24 protein-coding genes are annotated in these 23,680 nt (G+C 63.2%); 20 read left to right on the forward strand and 4 right to left on the reverse strand.

All coding sequences use genetic code 11. From position 1 onward, the window contains the following. Window positions 1-70: 70 nt before the first annotated feature. The 15 genes from pcaH to HCN50_RS09075 all read left to right on the forward strand — a co-directional run bounded on the left by pcaH (window position 71) and on the right by HCN50_RS09075 (window position 13,670). Window positions 71-772, forward strand: a complete 702-nt coding sequence (gene pcaH / locus HCN50_RS09005; RefSeq protein ID WP_171709294.1) for a protocatechuate 3,4-dioxygenase subunit beta — start codon at window positions 71-73, stop codon at window positions 770-772. After that, window positions 773-1,378 (forward strand): protocatechuate 3,4-dioxygenase subunit alpha, encoded by a 606-nt coding sequence (pcaG, locus tag HCN50_RS09010; RefSeq protein WP_171709295.1) that lies wholly within the window; start codon window positions 773-775, stop codon window positions 1,376-1,378. A 48-nt stretch (window positions 1,379-1,426) separates the two neighbouring features. Next, window positions 1,427-2,365, forward strand: coding sequence for a LysR family transcriptional regulator (locus HCN50_RS09015; protein WP_171709296.1), 939 nt, complete (start codon window positions 1,427-1,429; stop codon window positions 2,363-2,365). Window positions 2,366-2,495: 130 nt separating this feature from the next. Continuing rightward, window positions 2,496-3,386 (forward strand): shikimate dehydrogenase, encoded by an 891-nt coding sequence (locus HCN50_RS09020; protein WP_171709297.1) that lies wholly within the window; start codon window positions 2,496-2,498, stop codon window positions 3,384-3,386. A 107-nt stretch (window positions 3,387-3,493) separates the two neighbouring features. Further along, window positions 3,494-4,630, forward strand: coding sequence for an ABC transporter substrate-binding protein (locus tag HCN50_RS09025; RefSeq protein WP_171709298.1), 1,137 nt, complete (start codon window positions 3,494-3,496; stop codon window positions 4,628-4,630). A gap of 244 nt (window positions 4,631-4,874) precedes the next feature. Beyond that, window positions 4,875-5,750, forward strand: coding sequence for a branched-chain amino acid ABC transporter permease (locus tag HCN50_RS09030; protein WP_171709299.1), 876 nt, complete (start codon window positions 4,875-4,877; stop codon window positions 5,748-5,750). Beyond that, window positions 5,747-6,745: a branched-chain amino acid ABC transporter permease gene (locus HCN50_RS09035; RefSeq protein ID WP_171709300.1), complete on the forward strand. Its 999-nt coding sequence runs from the start codon at window positions 5,747-5,749 to the stop codon at window positions 6,743-6,745. The genes HCN50_RS09030 and HCN50_RS09035 overlap by 4 nt, the downstream gene beginning before the upstream one ends. After that, the gene (locus HCN50_RS09040) at window positions 6,742-7,485 is read left to right on the forward strand and encodes an ABC transporter ATP-binding protein (protein WP_171709301.1); all 744 of its coding nucleotides are present in this window, start codon (window positions 6,742-6,744) and stop codon (window positions 7,483-7,485) included. Before HCN50_RS09035 ends, HCN50_RS09040 begins: the two co-directional genes overlap by 4 nt. A gap of 12 nt (window positions 7,486-7,497) precedes the next feature. After that, window positions 7,498-8,238 carry an ABC transporter ATP-binding protein gene (locus HCN50_RS09045; protein WP_171709302.1) on the forward strand — a complete coding sequence of 247 codons (741 nt, stop codon included), beginning with the start codon at window positions 7,498-7,500 and terminating at the stop codon, window positions 8,236-8,238. Next, window positions 8,235-9,293: a Gfo/Idh/MocA family protein gene (locus HCN50_RS09050; protein WP_171709303.1), complete on the forward strand. Its 1,059-nt coding sequence runs from the start codon at window positions 8,235-8,237 to the stop codon at window positions 9,291-9,293. Before HCN50_RS09045 ends, HCN50_RS09050 begins: the two co-directional genes overlap by 4 nt. Then, entirely contained in the window at window positions 9,290-11,161 is a 1,872-nt protein-coding gene (locus HCN50_RS09055) for a bifunctional sugar phosphate isomerase/epimerase/4-hydroxyphenylpyruvate dioxygenase family protein (protein ID WP_171709304.1), read from the forward strand. The genes HCN50_RS09050 and HCN50_RS09055 overlap by 4 nt, the downstream gene beginning before the upstream one ends. A 129-nt stretch (window positions 11,162-11,290) precedes the next feature. Continuing rightward, complete coding sequence (locus HCN50_RS09060; RefSeq protein WP_171709305.1) at window positions 11,291-12,208, forward strand: DMT family transporter; 918 nt, start codon at window positions 11,291-11,293, stop codon at window positions 12,206-12,208. Window positions 12,209-12,322: 114 nt separating this feature from the next. Beyond that, window positions 12,323-12,646 (forward strand): ArsR/SmtB family transcription factor, encoded by a 324-nt coding sequence (locus HCN50_RS09065; protein WP_171709306.1) that lies wholly within the window; start codon window positions 12,323-12,325, stop codon window positions 12,644-12,646. Continuing rightward, window positions 12,643-13,140, forward strand: a complete 498-nt coding sequence (locus HCN50_RS09070) for an SRPBCC domain-containing protein (RefSeq protein WP_235976865.1) — start codon at window positions 12,643-12,645, stop codon at window positions 13,138-13,140. The genes HCN50_RS09065 and HCN50_RS09070 overlap by 4 nt, the downstream gene beginning before the upstream one ends. A 62-nt stretch (window positions 13,141-13,202) precedes the next feature. Beyond that, window positions 13,203-13,670, forward strand: a complete 468-nt coding sequence (locus tag HCN50_RS09075) for a GyrI-like domain-containing protein (RefSeq protein WP_171709307.1) — start codon at window positions 13,203-13,205, stop codon at window positions 13,668-13,670. A 42-nt stretch (window positions 13,671-13,712) separates the two neighbouring features. On the opposite strand, the gene HCN50_RS09080 is transcribed toward HCN50_RS09075, so the two are convergent. Genes HCN50_RS09080 through HCN50_RS09090 form a run of 3 tightly spaced genes read right to left on the reverse strand, consistent with a single transcriptional unit; the run spans window position 13,713 to window position 16,918 of the window. Then, window positions 13,713-15,272 (reverse strand): MDR family MFS transporter, encoded by a 1,560-nt coding sequence (locus HCN50_RS09080; RefSeq protein ID WP_171709308.1) that lies wholly within the window; start codon window positions 15,270-15,272, stop codon window positions 13,713-13,715. Between the two features lie 4 nt (window positions 15,273-15,276). Next, entirely contained in the window at window positions 15,277-16,446 is a 1,170-nt protein-coding gene (locus tag HCN50_RS09085; protein WP_171709309.1) for an HlyD family secretion protein, read from the reverse strand. After that, window positions 16,439-16,918, reverse strand: a complete 480-nt coding sequence (locus tag HCN50_RS09090) for a MarR family winged helix-turn-helix transcriptional regulator (RefSeq protein ID WP_171709310.1) — start codon at window positions 16,916-16,918, stop codon at window positions 16,439-16,441. The genes HCN50_RS09085 and HCN50_RS09090 overlap by 8 nt, the downstream gene beginning before the upstream one ends. 149 nt (window positions 16,919-17,067) lie before the next feature. Between HCN50_RS09090 and HCN50_RS09095 the strand changes: the two genes are divergently transcribed. Further along, a complete protein-coding gene (locus HCN50_RS09095) occupies window positions 17,068-17,553 on the forward strand; it encodes a Fur family transcriptional regulator (protein ID WP_171709311.1) in 486 nt (161 codons plus the stop codon). 34 nt (window positions 17,554-17,587) lie between these two features. Next, the gene (locus tag HCN50_RS09100) at window positions 17,588-18,526 is read left to right on the forward strand and encodes a DMT family transporter (protein WP_171709312.1); all 939 of its coding nucleotides are present in this window, start codon (window positions 17,588-17,590) and stop codon (window positions 18,524-18,526) included. Window positions 18,527-18,634: 108 nt separating this feature from the next. Here HCN50_RS09100 and HCN50_RS09105 read toward each other — a convergent pair whose 3' ends face one another. Next, on the reverse strand, window positions 18,635-19,510 hold the full coding sequence (locus HCN50_RS09105) for a sulfurtransferase (protein ID WP_171709313.1): 876 nt from the start codon (window positions 19,508-19,510) through the stop codon (window positions 18,635-18,637). Window positions 19,511-19,776: 266 nt separating this feature from the next. Here HCN50_RS09105 and ispG point away from each other — a divergent pair, with 266 nt between their 5' ends. The 3 genes from ispG to HCN50_RS09120 all read left to right on the forward strand — a co-directional run bounded on the left by ispG (window position 19,777) and on the right by HCN50_RS09120 (window position 23,637). Beyond that, window positions 19,777-21,060, forward strand: a complete 1,284-nt coding sequence (gene ispG, locus HCN50_RS09110) for a flavodoxin-dependent (E)-4-hydroxy-3-methylbut-2-enyl-diphosphate synthase (RefSeq protein WP_171709314.1) — start codon at window positions 19,777-19,779, stop codon at window positions 21,058-21,060. 204 nt (window positions 21,061-21,264) lie between these two features. Further along, entirely contained in the window at window positions 21,265-22,158 is an 894-nt protein-coding gene (locus tag HCN50_RS09115; RefSeq protein WP_171709315.1) for a TauD/TfdA dioxygenase family protein, read from the forward strand. Between the two features lie 138 nt (window positions 22,159-22,296). After that, the gene (locus tag HCN50_RS09120; RefSeq protein WP_171709316.1) at window positions 22,297-23,637 is read left to right on the forward strand and encodes a Rieske 2Fe-2S domain-containing protein; all 1,341 of its coding nucleotides are present in this window, start codon (window positions 22,297-22,299) and stop codon (window positions 23,635-23,637) included. The last annotated feature ends 43 nt before the right edge of the window (window positions 23,638-23,680 follow it).

Genomic DNA, 23,680 nt, shown 5'->3' on the forward strand with positions numbered 1-23,680 from the left:
GGCGGCGCCACTGGCGACGAAATCGTAAAACGATTTTGCGCTGATTGCGCGATGCGAGGAGGAATTCGTCATGACATTGGTCTATCCAGTGCAAAGTCTCGCGGCGCATCCGCCGCGGCTGTCTCCCGCCTACAAGAGCACGGTCAAGCGCTCGCCCACCAAGCCGCTGATTCCGATGCGGCACACGCTGTCGGAACTGACCGGGCCGGTCTATGGCCACGAGACGGTGCGCGAAGGCGATCACGACCTCACCATCCACGGCAAGGGCGAGCCGATTGGCGAGCGCATCATCGTGCACGGCCATGTGCTCGATGAGGATGGCCGCGGCGTGCCGAACGCGCTGGTCGAGCTGTGGCAGGCCAATTCCTGCGGCCGCTATGTCCACGTCGTGGACCAGCATCCCGCGCCGCTCGATCCGAATTTCACCGGCGCCGGCCGCGCACAAACCGATGCGCAAGGCTATTACCGCTTCGTCACCATCAAGCCCGGGGCTTACCCTTGGGGCAATCACCACAATGCCTGGCGTCCCGCGCACATCCACTTCTCGGTGTTCGGCCACGCCTTCGTCTCGCGCCTGGTGACCCAGATGTATTTCCCGGGCGATCCGCTATTCCTGTTCGATCCGATCTTCAACTCGGTCACCGACGAGAAGGCGCGCAACCGGATGATCTCGTCATTCGATCTGGAGAACACCAAGCCGGATTGGGCGCTGTGCTACCGCTTCAATATTGTGCTGCGCGGGCGCAACGCCACGCCGATGGAGAACAGTTAAGTGCCACAGACCAAGCCGGACGGCATCACCCCGTCGCAGACCGTCGGTCCCTATTTCGCCTATGGCCTGACCCCGAACGGCAAATACGACTGGAACGATGCGTTCAACAACAATCTGGTGACGCCGGACACCTCGGGCGAGCGCATTCGCGTCGAGGGCACGGTGTTTGATGGCGACGGCGCGCCGGTCGTCGATTGCATGCTGGAGATCTGGCAGGCGGACGCGCAGGGCCGCTTTTCCGACCCGCAGGACAAGCGAGCGCTGCCGAACTCCAGCTTCAAGGGCTTCGGTCGTATCGGCACCGATGCGAAGGGAGCGTATGCCTTCGACACCATCAAGCCGGGCGTTGTGCCCGATCCCGACGGCAAGCCACAGGCGCCGCATATCCTCCTCGCGGTCTATGCGCGCGGCATGCTGCTGCACCTGTACTCGCGGATCTATTTCGACGGCGAGGCTGCCAACGCGACGGATCCCGTGCTGGCGCTGGTGCCGGCCGATCGCCGGTCGACGCTGATCGCGACGCGGCAGCCGGGTAACGGCAATCCGGTCTATCGCTTCGACATCCATCTGCAGGGCGACGAAGAGACGGTATTTTTTGACGTGTAGTCGAAACGACACGGCAAACGAGGCCGCACGACAGGCAAGACTTCGCACATGATGACGCTTCGCCAAGTCGAGGTGATCCGCGCCGTGATGGTGACCGGCACGATCGGCGGCGCGGCGAGGCTGCTGAACGTGTCGGCGCCCGGCATCAGCCGGCTGGTGAAGTATACCGAGAAGTCGCTCGGCGTCCGCTTCTTCCAGCGTCAGAACGGACGCTATTTCCCGACGCCTGAAGCGCGCAACATCTTCGAGCAGATCAACGGCGTCTATGAGAAGATGGATGATCTCTCCGAGATCATCTCCAAGATCGGACGTGGCGACCTGTCCGAATTGCGTATCGGCTCGGTGCCGAGCATCTCGCAGGTGATGGTGCCGCGCGCGATCGAGCGCGTGCGACGCCGCTATCCCGAACTGCGGATCGACATCAACATCCTCAAGATCGAGGAAGCGGTCGACTATCTGTTGCTCGGCCGTGGCGATTGCGTCGCCATGAGCTACCGGCTCGAGCATCCCGGCCTCGACTTACTGCCGCTGGCGTCGGGCGAATTGTACTGCATCGTGCCGGCCGCGCACGAGCTTGCCGGGTGCAAGCAGGTCTCGGCCAAGGAGATCATCCGCTATCCCCTGATCGGGATCGATCCCAACGATCCCTATGGACGGATCATGGCGGAGATATTTGCGCGCAACAAACTCGGCTACGACATCACCATCCGCGCGCGCTTCGGCACCACCGTGTGTGCGCTGGTCAAGGCCGGCCTCGGTATTGCCGTGATCGACCAGTTCACCGTCGCCCATGGCGGCTATCCCGGCATTGAGCTGCTTAAAATCGTCGAGCCGACTCGGTTCGACACTTACATCGCAGTGAAGCGCGGCGCGCCGCTGTCGCTTCACATCGAGTATTTTATCGAATGCCTGCGCTCGGAAATGCGCGCCGTGGGGCCGGGCAAGACAGCGCCCCGAAAGCCCGATTCCAGGTCGCGCAAGAAATAACATGATGTTATCTATCCGGCATAAATGGGTAATTGTGTTAGGTCGGCAAAGCGCTATCGTCTCGCGAGATCGGGGCATGTCCCGATCCAACCCCTGCCGCTAACCGCGCATTGCGCCTGATGACGAAATCATGAGTCCTGCCGCCCGACCCATTGCTCCGGCCGACCGCCGCTTCCTCACCGGCCTGATTGGCGCGCCGATCGCGCATTCGGCGTCGCCTGCAATGCATGAGCGGGCCGCTGAAGCGCTCGGCGCGCATTGCCATTACCAACTGATCGAATTCGCAGGCGCCGGCCGCGAGGAATTGCGCCTGCTGCTGGACGGCGTGCGCCGGCTCGGTTTTGCCGGCGTCAACGTCACCTTCCCATACAAGGAGGCGGTGATTTCCCTGCTCGATGAATTATCGCCGGGGGCGCGCGCGATCGGTGCGGTCAATACCGTCCTGGTCAGGGATGGCCGGCTGATCGGATATAACACCGACACGACAGGATTTGCCCGGGCGATCACCGAGCTTGTCCACGATCCCGCACAGAGCCGTGTCGCCGTGATCGGCGCAGGCGGCGTCGGCAAGGCGATCGCCTTCGCACTCGCGGAGACCGGCGTGCGCGAGATCAGGATTTTTGACACGGATCGCGCCAAGGCCCATCAACTCGCCGCGCAACTCAGGGGCCAAGGCGAAGCAAGGGCGGCCAACAGCGTCGACGACGCGATGCGCGATGCTACCGGCGTCGTCAACGGCTCGCCGGTCGGCATGTTGCCGAACCGCGGCACGCCGGTGCCGGATGCACTGTTGCGCAGGGGCCTCTGGGTAGCGGATGCGGTCTACACGCCGCTTTGGACGCCGCTGTTGAATGCCGCCAAGGCCAAGGGCGCCGAGGTCATGACCGGGCGTGAGCTCGCGATCTATCAGGCCGCCGACGCATTCGAATTGTTTACGGGATTGAAGCCGTCGGCGATCGAGATGGGAAATGCATTCGACGCCGTGATGGCCAAGCGCTACGCTAAAGTGAATGCAGCATAGCGCATGATCCGGAAAAGCGGGTACCGCTTTTCCAACAGGATCGTGCTCAAATCAAACAATGCGGCCGGTCACAAGGTCGCTCAAGTCAAGAGAGAAGAGGGATGGAAATGAGATCTCGAATTTTCGCTGGACTCCTGCTTGCAGCGGTGTCGGCCGGCGCGGCGTTTGCGCAAGGCGGGCCGATCAAGCTCGCCGATGTCGCCGAACTGTCCGGCGGCGGCGCTACCGTCGGCAACAACTGGAAGAACGGCATCGACCTTGCGATCGAGGAAATCAATGCCAAGGGCGGTTTGCTCGGCCGCAAGCTGGAAGTCACGCATGCGGATTCGCAGTCGAATCCCGGCGTTGCGCGGGCGCAGGTGCAGAAGGCGCTCGACAATGAACCCTACGTGCTGCTCGGCCCCGGCTATTCCGGATCGGTGAAGGTCACGTCGCCGCTCGCCGCGGAAGCCGGCATCGCGCAGATCATGGGCGGCGAGGCCGCCGAACTGACGCAGGGCGGCAACAAGTTCCTGTTCCGCACCTCGTTCGGCCAGCAATCCTCGATGCCGAAGGTCGCCAAATACATCCACGACGAACTGAAGGCGAAGTCGGTCGCAATCGTTTGGGTCAACAACGACTTCGGCAAGGGCGGCCGCGACGTCATCACCAAGGAATTCGCCAAATACAATATCAAGATCGCCGCCGACATCTCCACGGAAGCAGGCCAGGCCGATTTCGCCGCCGACGTCTCCAAGATCAAGGCCGCGGCGCCCGATGCCGTCTTCATCTACCTCAACGAGGAAGAAAGCGCGCGCATCCTGAAGGAGCTGAAGCGCCAAGCGATCACCGTGCCGCTGGTCGGCGAGACGACGCTGGTCGGCCAGAAGGTCGTCGAACTCGCCGGCGACGCCGCGAACGGTGCGCGCGGCCATGTCGGTCTGACCACCGATGCGCCGGTCGATCTGGTCAAGGCGTTCAGGGAGAAGTTCGTCAAGAAATACAACTACGTCCCCGACCACAACGGGCTGAAGGGCTATCTCGCGATCTACATGATCAAGGCTACCACCGAGAAGATGGGTAAGGTCGACGCCAAAAGGTTTGCGGATACGCTCCACGGCCTCACCATCAAGGCCGCGAGCGAGCCGGGCATCCTGATGGATGTGACTTTCGACGAGAAGGGCGACATCGACCGCCAGGGATTTTTGGTCGAGATCGTCGAGGGCAAGCAGGTCGTCAAGCAGGTGCTGCCGAAGCTGAATTGAGCTGTGACGGGATGAAATCGAGCCACGACGCAAGCTGCACTCCCTCTCCCGCTTGCGGGGGAGTGCCGCGGGTGGGGGTGTAGCCGCGAGTCGCACCGCCGCTGTGGAGAGAGCCCCCACCCGCATCGCATCTATCGATGCGTGCGACCTCCCCTGCAAGCGGGAGAGGTGAAGGAGCGAAGCCGGCTGATGCAATTTGAGCCTCGATGTGCGGAGCCAATCTCCGCGAGTTATGGGGAAAACCATGTCCAACCTGCTTGATCTGCTGGTGGCGGGCCTTGCGACCGGGGCGATCTACGCCCTCGTCGCGGTCGGGTTCACGCTGCTGTGGCAGACATCGCAAACCATCAATTTCGCACAGGGCGAATTCGTGATGCTGCCGGCCTTCCTGATGCTGGCGGTGATGCATGCAGGCGCGCCGTTCTGGCTTGCCGTCATTCTCGGTATCCTGCTGTCGCTGCTGCTGCTTGGGCTCGGCTTCAAGCTCTTGCTGGTCGACCCGATGCTGCGGCATGGCGTGCTGCCGCTGGCGATCGCGACGATGGCGCTGGCGATCGGCATGAAGGAAGCGGTGAAACAGTTCTTCAGTGCCGAGGCCTCGCCATTCCCATCCATCGTGCCGGCCGGTGACGTCTCGATCCTAGGCCGTGTGGTCTCGCTGCAGAGCCTGGGCGTGCTCGCGCTCGCGATTGCGGTCGTGATCGGCCTGACTCTGCTGTTGAATCGCACGTCGATCGGCCACCAGATGCAGGCAACCGCACAGAATCCGACAGTCGCACGCATCATCGGCGTGCCGGTCGAGCGGATGATCCTGCTGACTTTCCTGATCAATGCGTTTCTGGTGGCGTTGGCCTCGCTCCTGATCACGCCGATTTATCTCGCGAAATTCTCGTCCGGCGAGGTGCTGGGGCAGGCGGCATTCATCGCCGCGATCGTCGGCGGCTTCAACCAGGTGCGCGGCGCCATTGCCGGTGGCCTCCTGATCGGCGTCGTCGACAATCTCGCGGCGGCCTATGTGTCGACGCAGTATCGCGCCGCGGTGCCGCTCGCACTGCTGATCATCATCATTCTGTTTCGTCCGCAGGGGCTGCTCGGCCGGCCCGAGGAGCGCACGGTATGAGCGCCACCGCAAAATACTGGCGTATCGCGCTCGGCGTCGCCGTCATTGCCGCGCTGATCATCGCGCCGATGAATTTCAACCGCTATGGCCTCTATATCCTGAGCCAGTGGGCGGTGATGACGATCGCCGCGATGGGGCTCAATTTGACGCTCGGCTATGCCGGCCAAGTCTCGCTGGCGCAGGGCGCGTTCGTCGGCATCGGCGCCTATGCAGCGGCAATCATGACCACGCAGGGCATGCCGCTGATTGCTGCGCTTGGCGTTGCGGTCGTGATGTGCTTTGCGATCGGCTGGATCCTCGGCTATCCCGCGCTGCGCGTGCAGCATCACTACCTTGCCTTCGTGACGCTCGCGTTCTCGACGCTCGCCTTCCTGGTGTTCCGCAACGAGGACTGGCTCACCAAGGGCATCTACGGCATATCAAACATTCCGCGGCCCAATGTCCTGGGCTTTGCCACCAATCGGCCGCTGCCATTCTATTATTTCTGCCTCGGCTCGCTCGGCATCGTCTCGCTGGCGATGTGGTGGTTGATCCGCTCGCCCTGGGGCCGCGCCTTTGTGGCGCTGCGCGAAAACCCGGTGCGGGCGCTGTCGCTCGGCATCGACACGCGGCGCTATACGCTGATGGCGTTCGCGATCGGCTCAGCCCTCGGCGGCGTCGCCGGCACGCTCTACGCGCCGCTGACGCAATATATCGATCCGGTTCCCTTCAACCTCTCGCTCTCCCTCGACCTGTTGATGATGGTGATCGTCGGCGGCTCCGGATTCTTCTTCGGTCCGTTCCTCGGCGCCATGATCGCGGTGCTGCTGCCGGAGTGGCTGCGCTTCACGGAAGGCTATTACCTGATGCTCTATGCCGTCGCAGTGATGCTGCTGCTGATCTATTCGCCAACCGGCATCCTCGGCATTCTCGACCGCTACCTGAGCGAGCGCCGCACCAAAGCGGCCTCCGCGCTGCGGGCCGTCGCCAAGTCCCGGCTGGAGACGGCGCCATGACCGCGGTCCTCGAAGTCAGCAACATCAAGAAGAGCTTTGGCGGCATCAAGGCCGTCGACGGCGTCAGCTTCGATGTGCGGGAGGGCGAGATCCTCGGACTGATCGGCCCGAATGGTTGCGGCAAATCCACGCTGTTCAACTGCATCCTCGGCCAGCTCACGCCGACCGACGGCGAGGTGAAGGTCGACGGTAAGGTCGTCACCGGGCTGCGGCCATCCGAGCTGAACCGCCTCGGCGTCAGCCGCACCTTCCAGCTCCTGCAGGTGTTTCCGAAACTGTCGGTGCGGGAGAACCTGATCCTTGCCGGCCAGGAGCACCAGGGCAACATGATGTCGCGGCTGTTCGGTCCCTCCGATGCCGGGCTGAGCGCCGCGGCCGACCAGATGATCGGCTTCTTCAAGCTCGATCATCTCGCGACCGAAGCCGCGGGTGGTCTCTCTTATGGCCAGCAAAAGCTGCTTGATGCCGCCATGGCGTTCATGGGCGGGCCGCGACTGGTGCTGCTCGATGAGCCCGCCGGCGGCGTCAACCTCACCATGCTCGGCGATCTCAAGGAACGGCTGGCGGCGATCAACCGCGAGAAGCGCGCCACCTTCGTGGTGATCGAGCATAACATGGAATTCGTGATGTCGCTGTGCACGCGCGTGATGGTGATGGCGGAAGGCAAGCTGCTCGCGATGGGTACGCCCGCCGAAGTCCGCGCCAATCCCGCCGTCATCGAAGCCTATCTTGGCCACTAGAGGGATCGATCCATGAGCGACGTCATTCTGGATGTTCAAGGTCTCGTCGGCGGCTACGGCAAGATGACGATCCTCAACGGTACCAGCTTCTCGGTGCCGGCGGGCTCCATCACGACGGTGATCGGTCCGAATGGTGCCGGCAAATCCACGGTGTTCAAGGCGATCTTCGGCCTGTTGAAGCTGCGCGAGGGCAGGATCGTATTCAAAGGGCGCGATGTCACCGGGCTGAGCCAGCGTGAACTGCTTAATGCTGGAATCTGCTACGTGCCGCAAGGCCGCAATATCTTCCCCGAGCTGTCCGTGCGCGACAACATCCAGCTCGGCGCCGTCGTCGCTGGCCGCGACATCACCGATCTACCTGCCAGGATCGAGACGGCGCTCGATAAATTCCCCGCGCTGCGCAAGAGGGCCACGCAACAGGCGTCCACGCTGTCGGGTGGCGAGCAGAAGCAGCTCGAAATTGTCCGCGGGCTCCTGCTTAATCCGCAACTGCTGCTGATCGACGAGCCGTCGATCGGGCTTTCGCCGCTGATGGTGCAGCAGACCTTCAATATGCTGAAAGAGCTTCGTGACCGCGGCGTGTCGATCCTGATGATCGAGCAGAACGCGCGCTCGGCGCTGGAGATTTCCGATTACGGCATCGTGCTCGAGCTCGGCCAGACCCGGCTCGTCGACAAGGCTGATCGCGTGCTGAACGATCCCCGCATCGGGCAGTTGTTCCTAGGGGGCGCCATGACGGAGACGGCGGCATGAGCGGCGCGATGCGGATCGGCGTGGCGGGTGCCGGGCTGATCGGCCGCAGGCACATCGAGCTGATCGCGGCGTCGCCCGATTGTGTGCTGGCTGGCATTGCCGATCCCTCGCCCGAGGCAAAAGCACTCGCCGAATCCCAGGGGATATCGTGGTACGCCGATCATCGCGCCTTGCTGGAGCAGGAGACGCCTGATGGCATGATCATCGCGTCGCCCAACGCGCTGCATCTGCCGATGGCACTCGATTGCGTTGCGCATGGCGTGCCGGCGCTGGTCGAGAAGCCGGTCACGGATACGGTCGCCGCCGCGCAGCGTCTATGCGAAGCGGTGCGGCGCAGGAACGTGCCGGTGCTGGTCGGCCATCACCGTCGGCACAATCCTCGGATCAAGGCGATCCGCGACAAGATCGCCGGCGGCGAGATCGGTCAGCTCACCGCGGTTATCGGGCTCTGGCTGTTGAAGAAGCCCGACAATTATTTCGATGTCGCATGGCGACGCGAGCCGGGCGGCGGGCCGCTGTTGATCAACCTGGTGCATGACATCGATAATCTCAGATTCATCTGCGGCGAGATAGCAGAGGTTCAGGCGATGAGCTCGAACAAGGTGCGAGGCTTTGCCGTCGAGGACACCGCGGGCCTGCTGCTGAAATTCGCCGATGGCGCGACCGGCACAGTGATGCTGTCGGATGCGACGCCGGCGCCGTGGAGCTGGGAACTATCCTCGGGCGAGAACGCCGCCTATCCGAAGCAGGATCAGCCTTGCTACCTCTTCGCCGGCACCAGGGGATCGCTGTCGGTGCCGACCATGGAGCTGTGGTCGTATCCGGGCGAGGGCGGCTGGTATGCGCCGCTCTCCCGCACCGGGGTGGATGTACCATCGGCCGATCCGCTGGTTGAGCAGCTCCGGCATTTTTGCGCCGTGATCGCTGGACGCGAAGCGCCGCTGATTTCCGCCGAGGACGCCATGGGCACGCTCGCCGTCGTGGAAGCCGTGCGGGAAGCGGCGCTCACGGGCAATCGTGTATCCCCTCGCCGGATCATGGAGCAGGCCGCATGAACAAGCGCTCGATTGCCACCGTTTCGCTCAGCGGCGCGCTCGACGAAAAGCTGCGCGCGATCGCCGCCGCCGGCTTCGCTGCCGTCGAGATCTTCGAGAACGATCTGCTCTCGTTTAACGGCAGCCCGCGCGATGTCGGCCGGATGTGCCGCGACCTCGGGCTTTCGATCTGCGCCTTCCAGCCGTTCCGCGATTTCGAGGGCATGCCGGAGCCGCAGCGCACCCGCAATTTCGCGCGCGCCGAACGCAAGTTTGACCTGATGCAGGAGTTGCAGACCGACCTGATGCTGATCTGCAGCAACATTTCGCCGGCTTCCCTCGGCGGTATCGATCGCGCAGCCGGCGATTTCCACGAGCTGGGTGAGCGGGCCGCCGCGCGCGGCCTGCGCATAGGTTACGAGGCGCTCGCCTGGGGTCTTCACGTCAACGACTACCGCGATGCCTGGGAGATCGTGCGGCGCGCCGACCACAAGTCGATCGGCATCATCCTGGACAGCTTTCATGCCTTGGCGCCGTCGTTCCCAATGCTGCCGATTCAATCGATCCCGGCCGACAGGATTTTTCTGGTGCAACTGGCCGACGCGCCGAAACTCGGCCTCGACGTCCTGTCCTGGAGCCGGCATTTCCGTTGCTTCCCGGGGCAGGGCGATCTGCCGGTCAAGAGCTTCGTCGAAGCCGTGCTCGCCACCGGCTATGCCGGCCCGCTGTCGCTGGAAATCTTCAACGACCAGTTCCGCGCCGGCTCCGCGGTCCGCACCGCGACCGACGGGCTGCGCTCGCTGATCTTGCTGGAGGAGCAGGTCTGCAGCGCGGTTCCGGGGGCGCCGGCAACGCCGCTGCAGCCGAAGGCGCGCAGCCGCGGGGTCGGCTTCATCGAGTTCGCCGTCAGCGAAGAGAAAGCGCGCGAGCTTGCGGCGCTGTTCGGCCCGCTCGGCTTTCGCAAAACAGGTGTTCACCGCAGCAAGGACGTCGAGCGCTGGTCGCAAGGCGATATTAATCTCGTGATCAATTGCGAGCCTGATGGATTTGCGCATTCGCACTTTGTCACGCACGGCCCCGGCGTCTGCGCCATCGCCGTTGACGTGGATGATGCCGGCAGCACCATGGCGCGGGCGGAAGCGCTGAAGGCGCTGACCTTCTACCAGCCCGTCGGTCCGGGCGAACTCGAGATTCCCGCGATCCGCGGCGTCGGCGGCAGCCTGCTGTACTTCCTGGAAGAGGCCGGCAAGAACTGGGGCCTCGATTTCGAATCCCTGCGTAGCGATGCGTCCGCCGACAGGCTCGATGCGGTCGATCACATCTCGCAGTCGATGCCGTATGATGAGATGCTGTCCTGGCTGTTGTTCTATACCGGCATCCTCGATCTGGAACGGCTGCCGCAGGTGGAGATCGCGGACCCGGTCGGGCTGGTGCAGAGCCAGGCGCTGATCAACGGCAATCATGCCCTGCGCGTGGTGCTCAACGGCTCGTCGGCGAGCCGCACACTGTCGGCCCGGTTCATCCACGAATTCTTCGGCTCCGGCGTGCAGCACGTCGCGTTCTCGTGCCGCGATATCTTCGCCTCGGTCGCCGCGATGCGCGCGCGGGGCGCCGATTTCCTGAAGATTCCCGACAATTACTATGACGATATCGAAGCCAAATATGGCCTCGACGCCGCGACCATGGCGGCGCTGCGCGACAATCAGATCCTCTACGACCGCGAAGGCGAGGGCGAATTCTTCCAGGTCTATACCCACGCCTTCGACGAGCGGTTCTTCTTCGAGATCGTCGAGCGGCGCAACTATCACGGTTTTGGTGCGGCCAATGCGGCGATCAGGCTGGCGGCGCAGACGAGGGAATCGCGGCCGCTGACCATGCCCAAAGCGTGACCGCCAGGAATCTAGACCATTGCGGACGACGTGGAACGGCGGGGATACCAAGCGCCGACGAGCTATAGCTGTCAGTGAGCCGGCGGGGTAAGATCGTGTGATCGTCAGGGCGCCGGCACCGGATTGCGCATGGTCGAACCCAGGGAATCCGCCAGCAAGGCACGCGAGGTGCTCGGCCTGCTCGGCTTCCTGCTGGTTGCCACCGCCCAGGTCTCGAACATGATTTTGGCGCGCGGCGTTGCCGGAAGTGTGCCGCCGTTCTCGATCGCGTTCTTTCGCTGGACCATCGTGGCGCTCGGATTGCTGCCGGCGGTCGTGATGGCATTGCGGGAAAAGCCCGGCGTGTTGCAGGGGCAGACCTTCGGTATCGTGGCCGCTGGCTTCCTCGGCATGTTCATTTGCGGCGGCCCGGTCTATCTCGCGGGCGTTACGACCTCGGCGATCAACCTGGCGCTGATCATGGCGCTCGCGCCGCTCGCGGTACTGCTGTTTTCGTTCATATCAGGCCAGGAATCGGTTCGTCGAAACCAGATCATCGGCATGCTGCTGTCGCTGACGGGCGCGGCGCTGATCATTACCAAGGGACAGGCCTCCGTTGGCGCCAGCATCGTCACCGGCGATCTGCTCGCATTGCTCGCGATGCTGGGTTGGGCGGGCTACACGCTGTTGCAGAATCGTGTCGGCAGCGGCGTGAGTTTTCTGGCGCGGATCGGGCTGTTCGCAGCAGCGGGCGCGCTGTTCTCGCTGCCGTTTGCCATCCATGAAATGTGGTCTGCGCCATCAGCCGCGTTCAGCACCCGCGCGCCGCTGGTCTATCTCTTCGCAGGGTTGGTGCCCGGGCTCTTTGCCTATTCGGCCTATGCCTATCTCGGCTCGAAGTTCGGCGCGGTGTCGACGTCATTGAGCCTCTATCTCGGGCCGATCGTCAGCGCGGTGCTGTCGATCCTGTTTCTCGGGGAAGCGCCGACCACGATCCATCTAATCGGCGGTGCATTGTCGCTCGGCGGCATGTGGTTGAGCCTGCAGGCCAAGCAGAGCGGGCGATAGTACTTAGCACCAAGCGCAATTCGCCGCCGCCCGTCCGCTCCCTGCGTCGGCCATCGCCGGGCCTTGACATGTGCAGTCGTTTATATAACATATCCTTTATATAAAGGATTTGACATGACGAACCTCGATGCTGCCTTCTCCGCGCTCGCGGACCCGACCCGCAGGGCCATCCTTGCCCGCCTCGCATTGGGCGAAGCGACCGTCATGGAGCTGGTCGAACCGTTCGAACTGACCCAACCCGCCATCTCGCGTCATCTGAAGGTGTTGGAGGGCGCCGGACTCATTGTCCGGCGCGTCGAAGGCGCGAAACGGCCCTGCCGGCTGGCACCCTCAGCCATTTCCGAGATCGACCAATGGCTCGCGATGCTGCGGAAAGCCCTATCCGCGAATTACGATCGGCTCGACGACGTTCTGGCCGCCATGAAAACCGAAAAATGAAAGGCAACCCTATGACCAAGATGACGCTTACGACCGAAGGCGACCGCCATGTCATCGTCACCAGGCGCTTTGCCGCGCCGCCGGAAGCCGTGTATCGCGCGCACACCGAGCCGGCGCTGATCCAGAGATGGCTGCTCGGTCCGGAAGGCTGGACGATGCCAGTCTGCATCAACGAGGCGCGACCGGGCGGCAAGATTCGCTACGAGTGGACGAACAGCGAAGGTGCCGGATTTTACGTAACCGGCGAGTATCTCGAACTGGTGCCGTTCAGCCGGCTCGTTCACGTCGAGCGCATGCACATGCCCGATGCGACGCCGGACAACCACGTTGAAACGACCTTCGCGCCGGATAGTACCGGCACGTTGATGACGATGCGGATGATACTGCCCGACGCCGCGACGCGGGCCGCCATGCTGTCCACCGGCATGGAGCACGGCATGGAGGCGAGCTACGCCCGGCTCGAGGGCATGATCGCCCTATCCCCTCGCGCCTAGCCGCGACACATCTCCCGCCAGCGCGCAGGGCTCGTCCCGGCAGCATAGCAACGGAGTTCATCGTGATCGAACCGCTTCGCGTCATCAAGACGACGCCCCAACTCACGGCCGTGATCCCGATTCAGGTTTCGCGCGACGACATTCGCAAAGTGATGGGACCGGGCCTTGCCGAATTGAAGACCGGCGTTGCGGCGCAAAACGTTGCGGTCACGGGCCCATGGTTCACCCACCATCTCCGCAACCCGGGCGCAGTATTCGACTTCGAAATATGCCTGCCGGTCGCAACGCCTGTCACGCCGGCAAATCGCATGAAGCCAGGGCTATGGCCCGCCATGGGCATCGTGCAGACCACCTATCATGGCGGCTACGAGGGGCTCGGCAGCGCCTGGGGCGAATTCATTGGCATGATCAAGCGTGCAGGTCACAAGACTGCCGACGGACTTTACGAAATCTATGCGGTTGGTCCGGAGACGAGCGCCGATCCCGCCGCGTGGCGGACGGTGCTCAGCAAGGAGCTGGCGGAGGATTAGAATAAACTGGTCGAATACGAGGAAAACTCGCGGCGACAAATTCTACTCCATCACCGCATGATCCGGCGCGGTCGACTGCTCGCGCAGCGTCGCCTTGGTCGAGCCGATCATGATGGCGAGCGGGATGGCGCAGGCGGTGAAGATCATCACGAGCTGGTAATCGTACGAGAACGCGATGATCTGCGCCTGTATCTTGACCATCATATCAGCCATGGCCCGGCCCTTGTCGGTGGCGAGGTCGATCAGGCCGCGCACTTCCGCCGTCTGCAGGGCATGATTGAACGGATTAATGTGTTCCGACAGGACCGCGTAGGTGTAGCGCGTGCCCTGGGTTAGTTGCGAGATCACGAGCGATATCCCGATCGAGCTGGCGACATTGCGCATCAAGGTCAGCATCGAGGTGCCATCGGTGCGCAGATGGTTGGGTAGCGTCAGGAACGCCACCGTGGAGAGCGGCACGAACACCAGGCCGAAGCCAAAGCCCTGGACCACGCTGATGATCACGATCTCGGTCACGCCGGTCTGGTCGGTCCAGCCTGTCATGTAGAACAGCGACAGGCAGGTGATGCCGAGGCCGGAGACGATCAGCGTTCGCGCCTCGATATGGCGCATCATGCGGCCGACCAGCATCATCGCCACGAACGTGCCGCAGCCGCGGCTTGCGAGCAGAAGGCCCGCGGTGATGATGGGATAGCCGATCACATTCTGCAGGAACGGCGAGGAAAGCGCCATGGTTGAGAACAGCACCAGGCCCATCACCGCCATGAACACGCAGCCGCCGACGAAATTCTTGTCCTTGAACAGTGCGAACTGGATGAACGGATGTTGCGTGGTCAACGAATGCGCCAGGAAATAATAGAAGCCGATGCCGGCGATGATGAATTCGGCGATGATCTCGTTGGATTCCAGCCAGCCGAGCTGCTCGCCACGGTCGAGCGCGAGCTGCAGCGCGCCAATCGCGATCGCCAGCGCCGTGAAGCCGAACCAATCGAAGCGCAGCTCGAGGTCCTTGTTGGTCTCGTCCATGAAGATCACGAGGCCGAGCACGGTGATCACGCCGAACGGCAAATTGACGAAGAACACCCAATGCCAGGAATAGGTTTCGGTCAGCCAGGCGCCGAGCGACGGGCCCATGATCGGCCCCATCATCACGCCCATGCCCCAGATCGCCATCGCCTTGGCCCGTTCGTGCAGCGCGTAGGAGTCGAGCATCACGGCCTGCGACAGCGGCACCAGTGCCGCGCCGAATACGCCTTGCAGCAGGCGGAACAGCACCATCTGGCCGATATCCTGCGCCAGCCCGCACATCACGGACGCAATGGTGAAGCCGGCCGAACAGATGATGAAGATGCGCTTGCGGCCGAAGCGGTTGGCGATCCACCCTACCGGCGCGGTCATGATCGCGGCAGCGACGATGTAGGACGTCAGCACCCAGTTGATCTGATCCTGCGACGCCGACAGCGTGCCCTGCATATAGGGCAGCGCGACGTTGGCGATGGTGGTATCCAGCGCCTGCATGATCGTCGCCGTCATGGCGCAGATCGTCACCATGTTCCGGCGCAGGCCGGGAACGAATGCCGACGGCTGGCCCGGCGTCGCCATCGCGCTAGTCGCGGTCCTGGTTAGCCGCGGCCGGCGCGAGGCCGAGCAGCGCCGACAGCGAGCGGCGGTGATTGGTGTCGATGGTGGCGTAGACGCTCATCCCGGCCTTAAGCTTGCGGACGAACTTGTCGTTCTTGTCGAAATAGATCCGCACCGGCACGCGCTGCACGACTTTGACGAAATTCCCCGACGCGTTCTGCGGCGGCAGGATCGCGAACTGCGCGCCGGTGCCGGGCGAGAGCGAGCCGACCGTGCCCTTGAACGGGTGATTGGGGAACGCATCGACCTCGAGCGTGACGGACTGGCCGACCGCGACATAGGTGAAATCGGATTCCTTCGGATTGGCGTCGACCCATGGGTTCGCGGTGTCGATGATGCTGAACACCGGCGTGCCGGCGGTGACGAAGCGGCCGAGCTGAATCTGTTCGACCTGCGTGGCGATGCCGGCCATCGGCGCGCGCATCACCGTGTGGTCGAGATTGCGTTGGGCCTGGTCGAGCGCAGCTTTAGCCTGGGCATAGGGCGGGAATTCCTCGAGCGGCAGCTCGGGATTGCCGAGCAGTTGCGCCTTGGCGGCCGCGATCTTCTGCTGCAGCAATTGATACTGCGCGCTCGCGGTAACGAGGGCGGTCGATGCATTGTCGAGGTCGAGCTGCGAGCCGAAATTGTTCTTCACCAGCGCAGACTTGCGCTCGACATCACGCCGCTTCAGGTCCATGCCCTGCTGCGATAATTCGCTCATCTGGCCGTAGATATTGAGGTCGGCCTTGAGATTGTCATAGGTGACGTTGGCCTGCGCCAGGTTGGCCTTGGCCTGCGCGAGGGCCAGGCGGAACGGCACCGGATCGATCTCGAACAGGACGTCCCCCGGATTGACCTGCTGGCCCTCCTTCACCACGACCTTCTCGATCTTGCCGGAGATGTCGGGCGTGATGAGAACCTTCTGCGCGCCGACATAGGCGTCGTCAGTGGTCACGTAGCGGCCGCCATTGAGGTAGAACGCCACGCCTGCCACCAGCGCGACCAGCGGCAACACCACAAGCAGCAGAAAGCGGCGGTAACGGCGCAGGCCGGCCATTAGCCGGCGGCGCGGCTCGGCCGCGAGTTTCGGCCGCGACGGCGTCGCGGGAGCGCCCTTCTGCTCGGGCGGAAATTTGAGCACGGGATCAGCCATAACGCTGTTCCTTTCGCGGAGGTTCATTCGCCGAATTCTGGATCGCGTTGCGAACGTTTTCCTTGATCAGGTCGAGTTGGTCGAGCAGGCGGTGGGCATCAGCGGGGTTGATGCCGTCGAGTGCGGTCGCCGTCAGTTCGGAGCGCAGTCCAGCGAGCTTGCCGAGCAGCGGGCGCGCGGCCTTGCGCAGATAGAGGCGGTTGACGCGGCGGTCGTTCTCATCGCCGCGGCGCTCGATCCAGCCATTGTCGCAGAGCTTGTCGATCAGCCGCGTCAGCGTGATCGGCTGCATCTCCATCTGTTCGGCGAGCTCGGATTGCTTCAGGCCTTCGGTGCGCTCGACCTTGGCCAGAACCGCCCATTGCGCGCGGGTGATGCCGTAGCGCGCCGCTTGCCGGTCGGCATAGGCGCGTACCATCCGCTGCACCTCGCCGAGCGTGAACAGAAAATTCATATCCACGGAACCGCGCATCGCCCTCAGCCTCCATAAGCTTCGGCTATAATAAGCTTGCTTATGAATTCTGCAAGCTGAAGGCGGCCTGACCCGCTTTCAACACATGGCTGGGAACCGAATTGTGTGCGGGCTTCAGGATTGGCCCTCGAACTGCTACAAAGGTCGATATGAGCCTGACAAAGCCGACATTTCCCGCGCCGGGCCACGATCACCGCCGCTGCACCGCGGAAGCGATCGCGCATGCGGAAGCGGTTTGCGCGCGGCGGGCCCAGAAATTTACCCCGATTCGGCGCCAGGTGCTTGAGGCGCTGCTGTCGAGCCACCGGCCGCTCGGCGCCTATGAAGTGATCGACGAGCTCGCCAAATCGATGCCGCGCCCAGCGCCGATCACGGTCTACCGCGCGTTGGATTTTTTGATGGAAAACGGCCTCGTGCACCGGATCGAGAGCCGCAACGCCTTCCTTGCCTGCGCGCATGATCATGACGAGACGTCAATGGTGGCATTCCTGATCTGCGAGCTGTGCGGCTCGGTCGGCGAAATTCCAGCAGCCCCCGTCGCGCAAAGCCTCAACGCGGCGGCGCGCGCCTCGGGTTTCGCGCCAAAGCTCTCCGTCGTCGAGATCGCCGGCACCTGCGCCCATTGCCAGAAATAACAAGAAGCGGCACCAAAGCCGGCCACGAGGATCAATGTCGTCGGAACCAGCCAAACCTTCCGCCGGGCGCGCGCTCACCCCGGGCGCCATTGCCTTGATGCTGATGCTGTGCCTGAGCTGGGGTTTTAACCAGATCGCGGTCAAGCTCGCATTGCCCGATGTCCCGCCGATGCTGCAGGCCCTGATCCGGTCTGCCGGGGCATTGCCGGTGATGCTGTTCGCGGGATGGCTGCGCGGCGTAAAATTCTTCGAGCGCGACGGTTCGCTGGTCCCCGGGCTGCTGGCCGGCACGCTGTTCGGCATCGAGTTCGTGCTGATCTTCACGGGACTCGTGTTCACTTCGGCGTCGCGCGCGGCTGTGTTCCTCTACACCGCGCCGTTCTTCGTCGCGCTCGGCTCCTACCAGTTTCTCGGCGAACGTCTCAGCCTGCTGCAATGGGGCGGCCTCGGCTTGAGCTTTGCCGGCGTAGCGCTGGCGATCGGCGTGCCGCAAGCGAACGTCGACACAAAAGTGTTGCTGGGCGACCTGCTGGTGGTCGGCGGTGGCGCGCTGTGGGGCGCGACGACGCTGATTGCCAAGGGCACCAAGCTTCGCAACGCGGCACCAGAAAAAGCGCTGGGCTATCAGGTCGCCGTGTCGATCCCGATCCTGGGCTGCGCCTCCCTGCTGTTCGGCGAGAAGATCACCCACCTGCCGAGCGCATTGTCGATCTCGCTTCTGACCTATCAGGCGATCTGGGTGGTCGGTTGCACCTTCGTGCTGTGGTTCGCACTGGTGAAGACCTACTCGGCGAGCAAGCTCTCGTCATTTACCTTCGTCACGCCATTGTTCGGCGTCGTCGCCGCCTATTTCATCCTGCACGACACGCTGACGATTGCCTTCGGCGCCGCCGCGCTGCTGGTGATCGTCGGGCTCTATCTCGTGAACAAGCCGGACCCGAAGGTGGTGCCGGATCCGAACGTGCCGGCGTGATAGCGAGACGTGTCCGTCATTGCGAGCGCAGCGAAGCAATCCATCTCGCCGCAAGTGGAGACGTGGATTGCTTCGTCGCTTCGCTTCTCGCAATGACGGGGAGAGAGTCTATCCCGTCTCGATCGGCAACGACGCATCCTTCGCCCATTCGCCCATCGAGCCGTCGTACAGGGTGAGGTTGTCGTAGCCGAGCCGATGCAGCAAGAACAGGTCGACGGTCGCCGAGATGCCGCCGCCGCAATAGGCGATGACCCGCTTGTCCTTGGTGATTCCCTGCGCCTGGAATTTGGTCTCGGCCTCCGCGAGCGGGACGAAGGCCTTGGTCTTGGGATCGAGCAATGTTGCCGCCGACACGTTGCAACTGCCGGGCACGCGGCCGGGCCGGCCGTAGCGGCTGGGCTCCAGGCCTTTGTGGAATTGCGGGCCGAGTGCGTTGACGATGATGGTGCCCGGCTCCGAGCTCGCGGCGAGCGTCTGGTGCTTGTCGACGAAAAAGCCGTCCCTTGGCCTGGCTGTGAATGTCGCCGGCTGATATCCCTTCGCGGGTCCGGTTTCGAGCGGGCGTCCCTCGAGCTTCCATTTGTCGAGACCGCCGTCGAGCACCGCGACGTTCTCGAAGCCGAGCGATTTAAGCATCCACCAGAATCGCGTTGCCCACATCGGCGTGCCGATGCCGTACAGCACCACCCGGCTTGCGCTGGATACGCCATGACCGCCGAATGCCCGCTCGAGGCGCGCGACATCCGGCATCATGAAGCGAAGCTCGGTATTTGGATCGGAGAACTCGCCCTGCAGATCGAGAAAATCCGCGCCCGGAACATGGCCGGCCTCGAATGTGTGCCGCCCGGATACGGTGAGATAGGGCTGGCCAGAGCCTTCAGGCGCGGGCTCGAGATAGGTGGTGCAATCGAACAGGCGCAGTTCGGGCTGGTTAATAATGTCAGCGAGTTCCGTCGTGGTGATGAGCTCATTTAGCACCGACATGCCGCCTCCCATTATTTGCATTTCAGTAATGCTTAAGGCCGGCAGCGGGCCATGAAAAGGCGCGGAATCCACGCCCGGCCTTTCAATTCGGCGATTTGTGTCCAATATAGCGAATAACGGAAGACGAGGTCTTTTGCCCTGCTTTTGGCCGCCGTGGCTGGCCTAAGCCGCTGAATATACAATGTAAAACTCCAAATGTGACGAGGCGCACAGCGCCTTCGCCGCCCCCTTGGTGATTGTCACCAAAACCTGATATTCGAGGCCCCATGAACAAGCCCGAAATAATCCCGCAAGACGACGTCGCCGGTCCGAAGGCCCGGCATCAAACCACCCAGGTCATGGTCGGCAATGTCGCCGTCGGCGGGGGCGCACCGATCGTCGTGCAGTCGATGACCAATACCGACACCGCCGATGTCGAAGGCACGATCGCGCAGGTCGCGGCGCTGACCCGCGCCGGATCGGAGATGGTGCGCATTACTGTCGACCGCGAGGAGGCCGCTGCCGCTGTTCCGCATATCCGCGACGGCCTGCGCAAGCGCGGCATCACCACGCCCCTCATCGGTGACTTCCATTACATCGGCCATAAGCTGCTCGCCGAATATCCTGCGTGCGCCGAGGCGCTCGACAAGTACCGCATCAATCCCGGCAATGTCGGCTTCAAGAACAAGCGCGACACCCAGTTCGCCGACATCATCGAGATCGCCAACAAGAACAACAAGCCGGTCCGGATCGGCGCCAATTGGGGCTCGCTGGACCAGGAACTGCTCACCAAGCTGATGGACGAGAACACGGCCTCGCCCAATCCGCGCGATGCCCGCGCGGTGACGCGTGAGGCGATGGTGCAGTCGGCGCTGCTGTCGGCTGCCCGCGCCCAAGAGCTTGGCATGCCCAAGAACCGCATGATCCTGTCGGCCAAGGTTTCCGCCGTGCAGGACCTGATCGCGGTCTATCAGGAGCTGGCGCGCCGTTCGGATTACGCCATCCACCTCGGTCTCACCGAAGCCGGCATGGGTTCGAAGGGTATCGTGGCGTCCTCCGCTGCGCTCGGCATCTTGTTGCAGGACGGCATCGGCGACACCATCCGCATCTCGTTGACGCCCGAACCCGGCGGCGACCGCACGCTGGAAGTTCAGGTCGCGCAGGAACTCCTGCAAACTATGGGCTTCCGCACCTTCGTGCCGCTGGTGGCGGCGTGCCCGGGCTGCGGCCGCACCACCTCGACCACGTTCCAGGAGCTGGCGCGCTCGATCCAGGATTTCATCCGCGACGAGATGCCGAGCTGGAAGACGAAGTATCCGGGAGTCGAGCAGCTCAACGTCGCTGTGATGGGTTGCATCGTCAACGGCCCCGGCGAGTCCAAGCACGCCAATATCGGCATCTCCCTGCCGGGCACCGGCGAAGCGCCGGCAGCGCCCGTGTTCGTCGACGGCAAGAAGTTCCGCACCCTGCGCGGGCCGACCATTGCCGCCGACTTCAAAGCGCTGGTGATCGATTACATCGACCAGCGGTACGGCAGCGGCGCCAAGGCGCCGGTGACTGCGGCGGAGTAATCTCCGCCGCTCGTCGTCCCCGCGAAGGCGGGATCCATAACCACAGCACCTTGTGGTTATGGCGGGCTGTGACTCCAGCTTTCACGACAATTTGCCCTTGTGGTTATGGGTCCCGGCTCAAGGCCGGGACGACGTCTACTGCGTTGCGCTTTGGATTCGCAACGCTACCATGCCTCCCAATCAAGGACGGTTGGGAGAACGCCGATGTCTTCGTTGTCCGGCAAGCAAGGACCCCGTTACAGGCACACTGCCGACGAGAGTGAGCCGTACGAAACCATCGCAGTCGAGAAACTCACCCCGATCATCGGCGCGGAAATCTCCGGCGTCGATATTGGCAAGCTGGTGTCGGACGACGCGCGCTCCAATCGCCAGATGGACGAAATCCATCGTGCGCTCGCCGAAAACCTCGTCATCTTCTTTCGCGACCAGCACATCACGCCACAGCAACATCTCGCCTTCGGACGCAAATTCGGTGAACTGCATGTGCACCCAGCGGCGCCCAACGAGGGCGATCCGGCGTTGATGAAGATCTATGCCGACAAGGACTCGCCGCGCGCCAATGGCGAAGGCTGGCACTCGGACGTGTCCTGCGATCTCGAACCGCCGATGGGCTCGATCCTTTATATCAAGCAGTGCCCGCCGCGCGGCGGCGATACGCTGTTCGCCAACATGTACGCGGCCTATGAGGCGCTGTCGGACCGAATGAAGACCTATCTCGACGGGCTGACCGCGCTGCATGACGGCGAGCAGACCTATCGCGGGCTCTACGCCAACTATGGCGTTGCCGATCGGGTAGAATATCCGCGCGCCGAGCACCCGGTGGTGCGCACCCATCCCGTCACCGGCAAGAAAGCGCTCTACGTCAACCGCGGCTTCACCCGCCACATCATTGGCATTCCCCGCGACGAGAGCGACGCCATGCTCGCCTACCTCTACCAGCACGCGGAGAACCCGCTGTTTCAGTGCCGCTTCCGCTGGACGGAAAACGCCATCGCCTTCTGGGACAACCGCTGCACCCAGCACCGCGCGATGTGGGATTATTGGCCGCACACCCGCTCCGGCACGCGGGTAACGGTGAAGGGGGAAAGGCCGGTGTAAAGCGGCAAGCGCACCCCGGATGCAGTGCATCACGAAGCGGTGCGCCGCGTTCGGGACACGAGACTGGACGAGCGTTGACGTTGTCGGTCCCTCGCGTCAATCATCCGTAAAAGCAAAAGAACATCGGGAGGTCCGCTCATGCTGCGCGCCGAAGACAACAAATTCCTCACCGAGAGCGGGCCCGGAACAGGCATGGGCGAACTCTTGCGCCGGTTCTGGATTCCGGTGCTGCTGTCGGAAGAATTGCCCGAGCCCGACGGCACGCCGAAAAAGATCGTCGTGATGGGCGAGGAGCTGCTCGCCTTCCGGGACACGCGCGGGATCGTCGGTGTCATCGATCAGTATTGTCCCCATCGCGGCGCCAATCTCTGGCTCGGGCGGAACGAGGAATGCGGCATCCGCTGCGTCTATCACGGCTGGAAATTCGATACCGACGGCCGGTGCGTCGATATGCCAACCTCCTATCCCGACCTCAACGCAAAGGACCTCATCCGCATCAAGGCCTATCCGGTACGCGAATGGGGCGACATGATCTGGGTCTATATGGGGCCCGCCGACCAGATGCCAGAGCTGCCCGATCTGGAAATGGCGCTGGTGCCGCCCTCGCACCGCTACGTCTCCAAGAAATGGCAGGACTGCAACTGGGTGCAGGCGCTGGAGGGTTCGATCGACACCGCGCATTTCACCTTCGCGCATCTCTCCTTTGAAAAGGAAGAGAACGAGATCCTCGACATCAAGAGGCATTTTGTGAACCCGCTCGTCCGCGTCGCGACCGATCACATGCGCTGGATTGCCGAGGACCCGCGCCCCGTGATCAAGATCAGTCCGCATGATGCGGGATTGACGATCGCCGGCGGCCGTCTCACCGGCAGCGACAACATCTACTGGCGCATCGCCCAGTTCCTGATGCCGGTGCATGCCTATGCGCCGAGCGCGATGCCGGGCGAGAACATTTTCGGCCAAAGCTTCGTGCCGGTCACCGACACCAATTGCTGGATCTACACCTATGCCTGGAATCCGGAGCGGCCGATCACGGATGCCGAACGCGAGGCCTATGACCGCGGCAATGGCGTCATCGCGGAAGTCGACGAGAATTATGTGCCGCTGCGCCACAAGGGCAACGACTACTTGATCGATCGCAAGCTGCAGAAGACCAAGAGCTACACCGGCATCAAGGGCGTTTCCGAGCAGGATGCCGCCGTGCAGGACAGCCAAGGTCCGATCGCGGACCGCACCCGCGAACATCTCGGCCCGACCGATCTCGGCATCATGCATTTCCGGAAGCTGGTGATGGACGCCGCCCGCGCGCTGCAAAAAGGCGAGGCGCCCCCGCACCTGAAGCATCAGGACCGCTACGCCGTGCGCTCCGGCGCCTGCGTCACCAGCAAGACCAAGGACCTCCCGGCGGTCATGATCGAGCGGTTCGGCGATCCGGCCGGCTTCGTTGGCGGTCCCGGCAGGAACGCGGCGGCGGAGTAGCCCTGCTCTCCCACCGAGTCGTCCCCCCGAACGCGGGACGACA

The sequence above is a fragment of the Bradyrhizobium archetypum genome (assembly GCF_013114835.1).
Taxonomy (GTDB): domain Bacteria; phylum Pseudomonadota; class Alphaproteobacteria; order Rhizobiales; family Xanthobacteraceae; genus Bradyrhizobium; species Bradyrhizobium archetypum.

Coding starts and splice junctions, on each gene's coding strand:
- pcaH (WP_171709294.1), top strand. CDS start 71: ATGACATTGGTCTATCCAGTGCAAAGTCTCGCGGCGCATCCGCCGCGG.
- HCN50_RS09015 (WP_171709296.1), top strand. CDS start 1,427: ATGATGACGCTTCGCCAAGTCGAGGTGATCCGCGCCGTGATGGTGACC.
- HCN50_RS09020 (WP_171709297.1), top strand. CDS start 2,496: ATGAGTCCTGCCGCCCGACCCATTGCTCCGGCCGACCGCCGCTTCCTC.
- HCN50_RS09025 (WP_171709298.1), top strand. CDS start 3,494: ATGAGATCTCGAATTTTCGCTGGACTCCTGCTTGCAGCGGTGTCGGCC.
- HCN50_RS09030 (WP_171709299.1), top strand. CDS start 4,875: ATGTCCAACCTGCTTGATCTGCTGGTGGCGGGCCTTGCGACCGGGGCG.
- HCN50_RS09035 (WP_171709300.1), top strand. CDS start 5,747: ATGAGCGCCACCGCAAAATACTGGCGTATCGCGCTCGGCGTCGCCGTC.
- HCN50_RS09040 (WP_171709301.1), top strand. CDS start 6,742: ATGACCGCGGTCCTCGAAGTCAGCAACATCAAGAAGAGCTTTGGCGGC.
- HCN50_RS09045 (WP_171709302.1), top strand. CDS start 7,498: ATGAGCGACGTCATTCTGGATGTTCAAGGTCTCGTCGGCGGCTACGGC.
- HCN50_RS09050 (WP_171709303.1), top strand. CDS start 8,235: ATGAGCGGCGCGATGCGGATCGGCGTGGCGGGTGCCGGGCTGATCGGC.
- HCN50_RS09055 (WP_171709304.1), top strand. CDS start 9,290: ATGAACAAGCGCTCGATTGCCACCGTTTCGCTCAGCGGCGCGCTCGAC.
- HCN50_RS09060 (WP_171709305.1), top strand. CDS start 11,291: ATGGTCGAACCCAGGGAATCCGCCAGCAAGGCACGCGAGGTGCTCGGC.
- HCN50_RS09065 (WP_171709306.1), top strand. CDS start 12,323: ATGACGAACCTCGATGCTGCCTTCTCCGCGCTCGCGGACCCGACCCGC.
- HCN50_RS09070 (WP_235976865.1), top strand. CDS start 12,643: ATGAAAGGCAACCCTATGACCAAGATGACGCTTACGACCGAAGGCGAC.
- HCN50_RS09080 (WP_171709308.1), bottom strand. CDS start 15,272: ATGGCGACGCCGGGCCAGCCGTCGGCATTCGTTCCCGGCCTGCGCCGG.
- HCN50_RS09085 (WP_171709309.1), bottom strand. CDS start 16,446: ATGGCTGATCCCGTGCTCAAATTTCCGCCCGAGCAGAAGGGCGCTCCC.
- HCN50_RS09090 (WP_171709310.1), bottom strand. CDS start 16,918: ATGCGCGGTTCCGTGGATATGAATTTTCTGTTCACGCTCGGCGAGGTG.
- HCN50_RS09095 (WP_171709311.1), top strand. CDS start 17,068: ATGAGCCTGACAAAGCCGACATTTCCCGCGCCGGGCCACGATCACCGC.
- HCN50_RS09100 (WP_171709312.1), top strand. CDS start 17,588: ATGTCGTCGGAACCAGCCAAACCTTCCGCCGGGCGCGCGCTCACCCCG.
- HCN50_RS09105 (WP_171709313.1), bottom strand. CDS start 19,510: ATGTCGGTGCTAAATGAGCTCATCACCACGACGGAACTCGCTGACATT.
- ispG (WP_171709314.1), top strand. CDS start 19,777: ATGAACAAGCCCGAAATAATCCCGCAAGACGACGTCGCCGGTCCGAAG.
- HCN50_RS09115 (WP_171709315.1), top strand. CDS start 21,265: ATGTCTTCGTTGTCCGGCAAGCAAGGACCCCGTTACAGGCACACTGCC.
- HCN50_RS09120 (WP_171709316.1), top strand. CDS start 22,297: ATGCTGCGCGCCGAAGACAACAAATTCCTCACCGAGAGCGGGCCCGGA.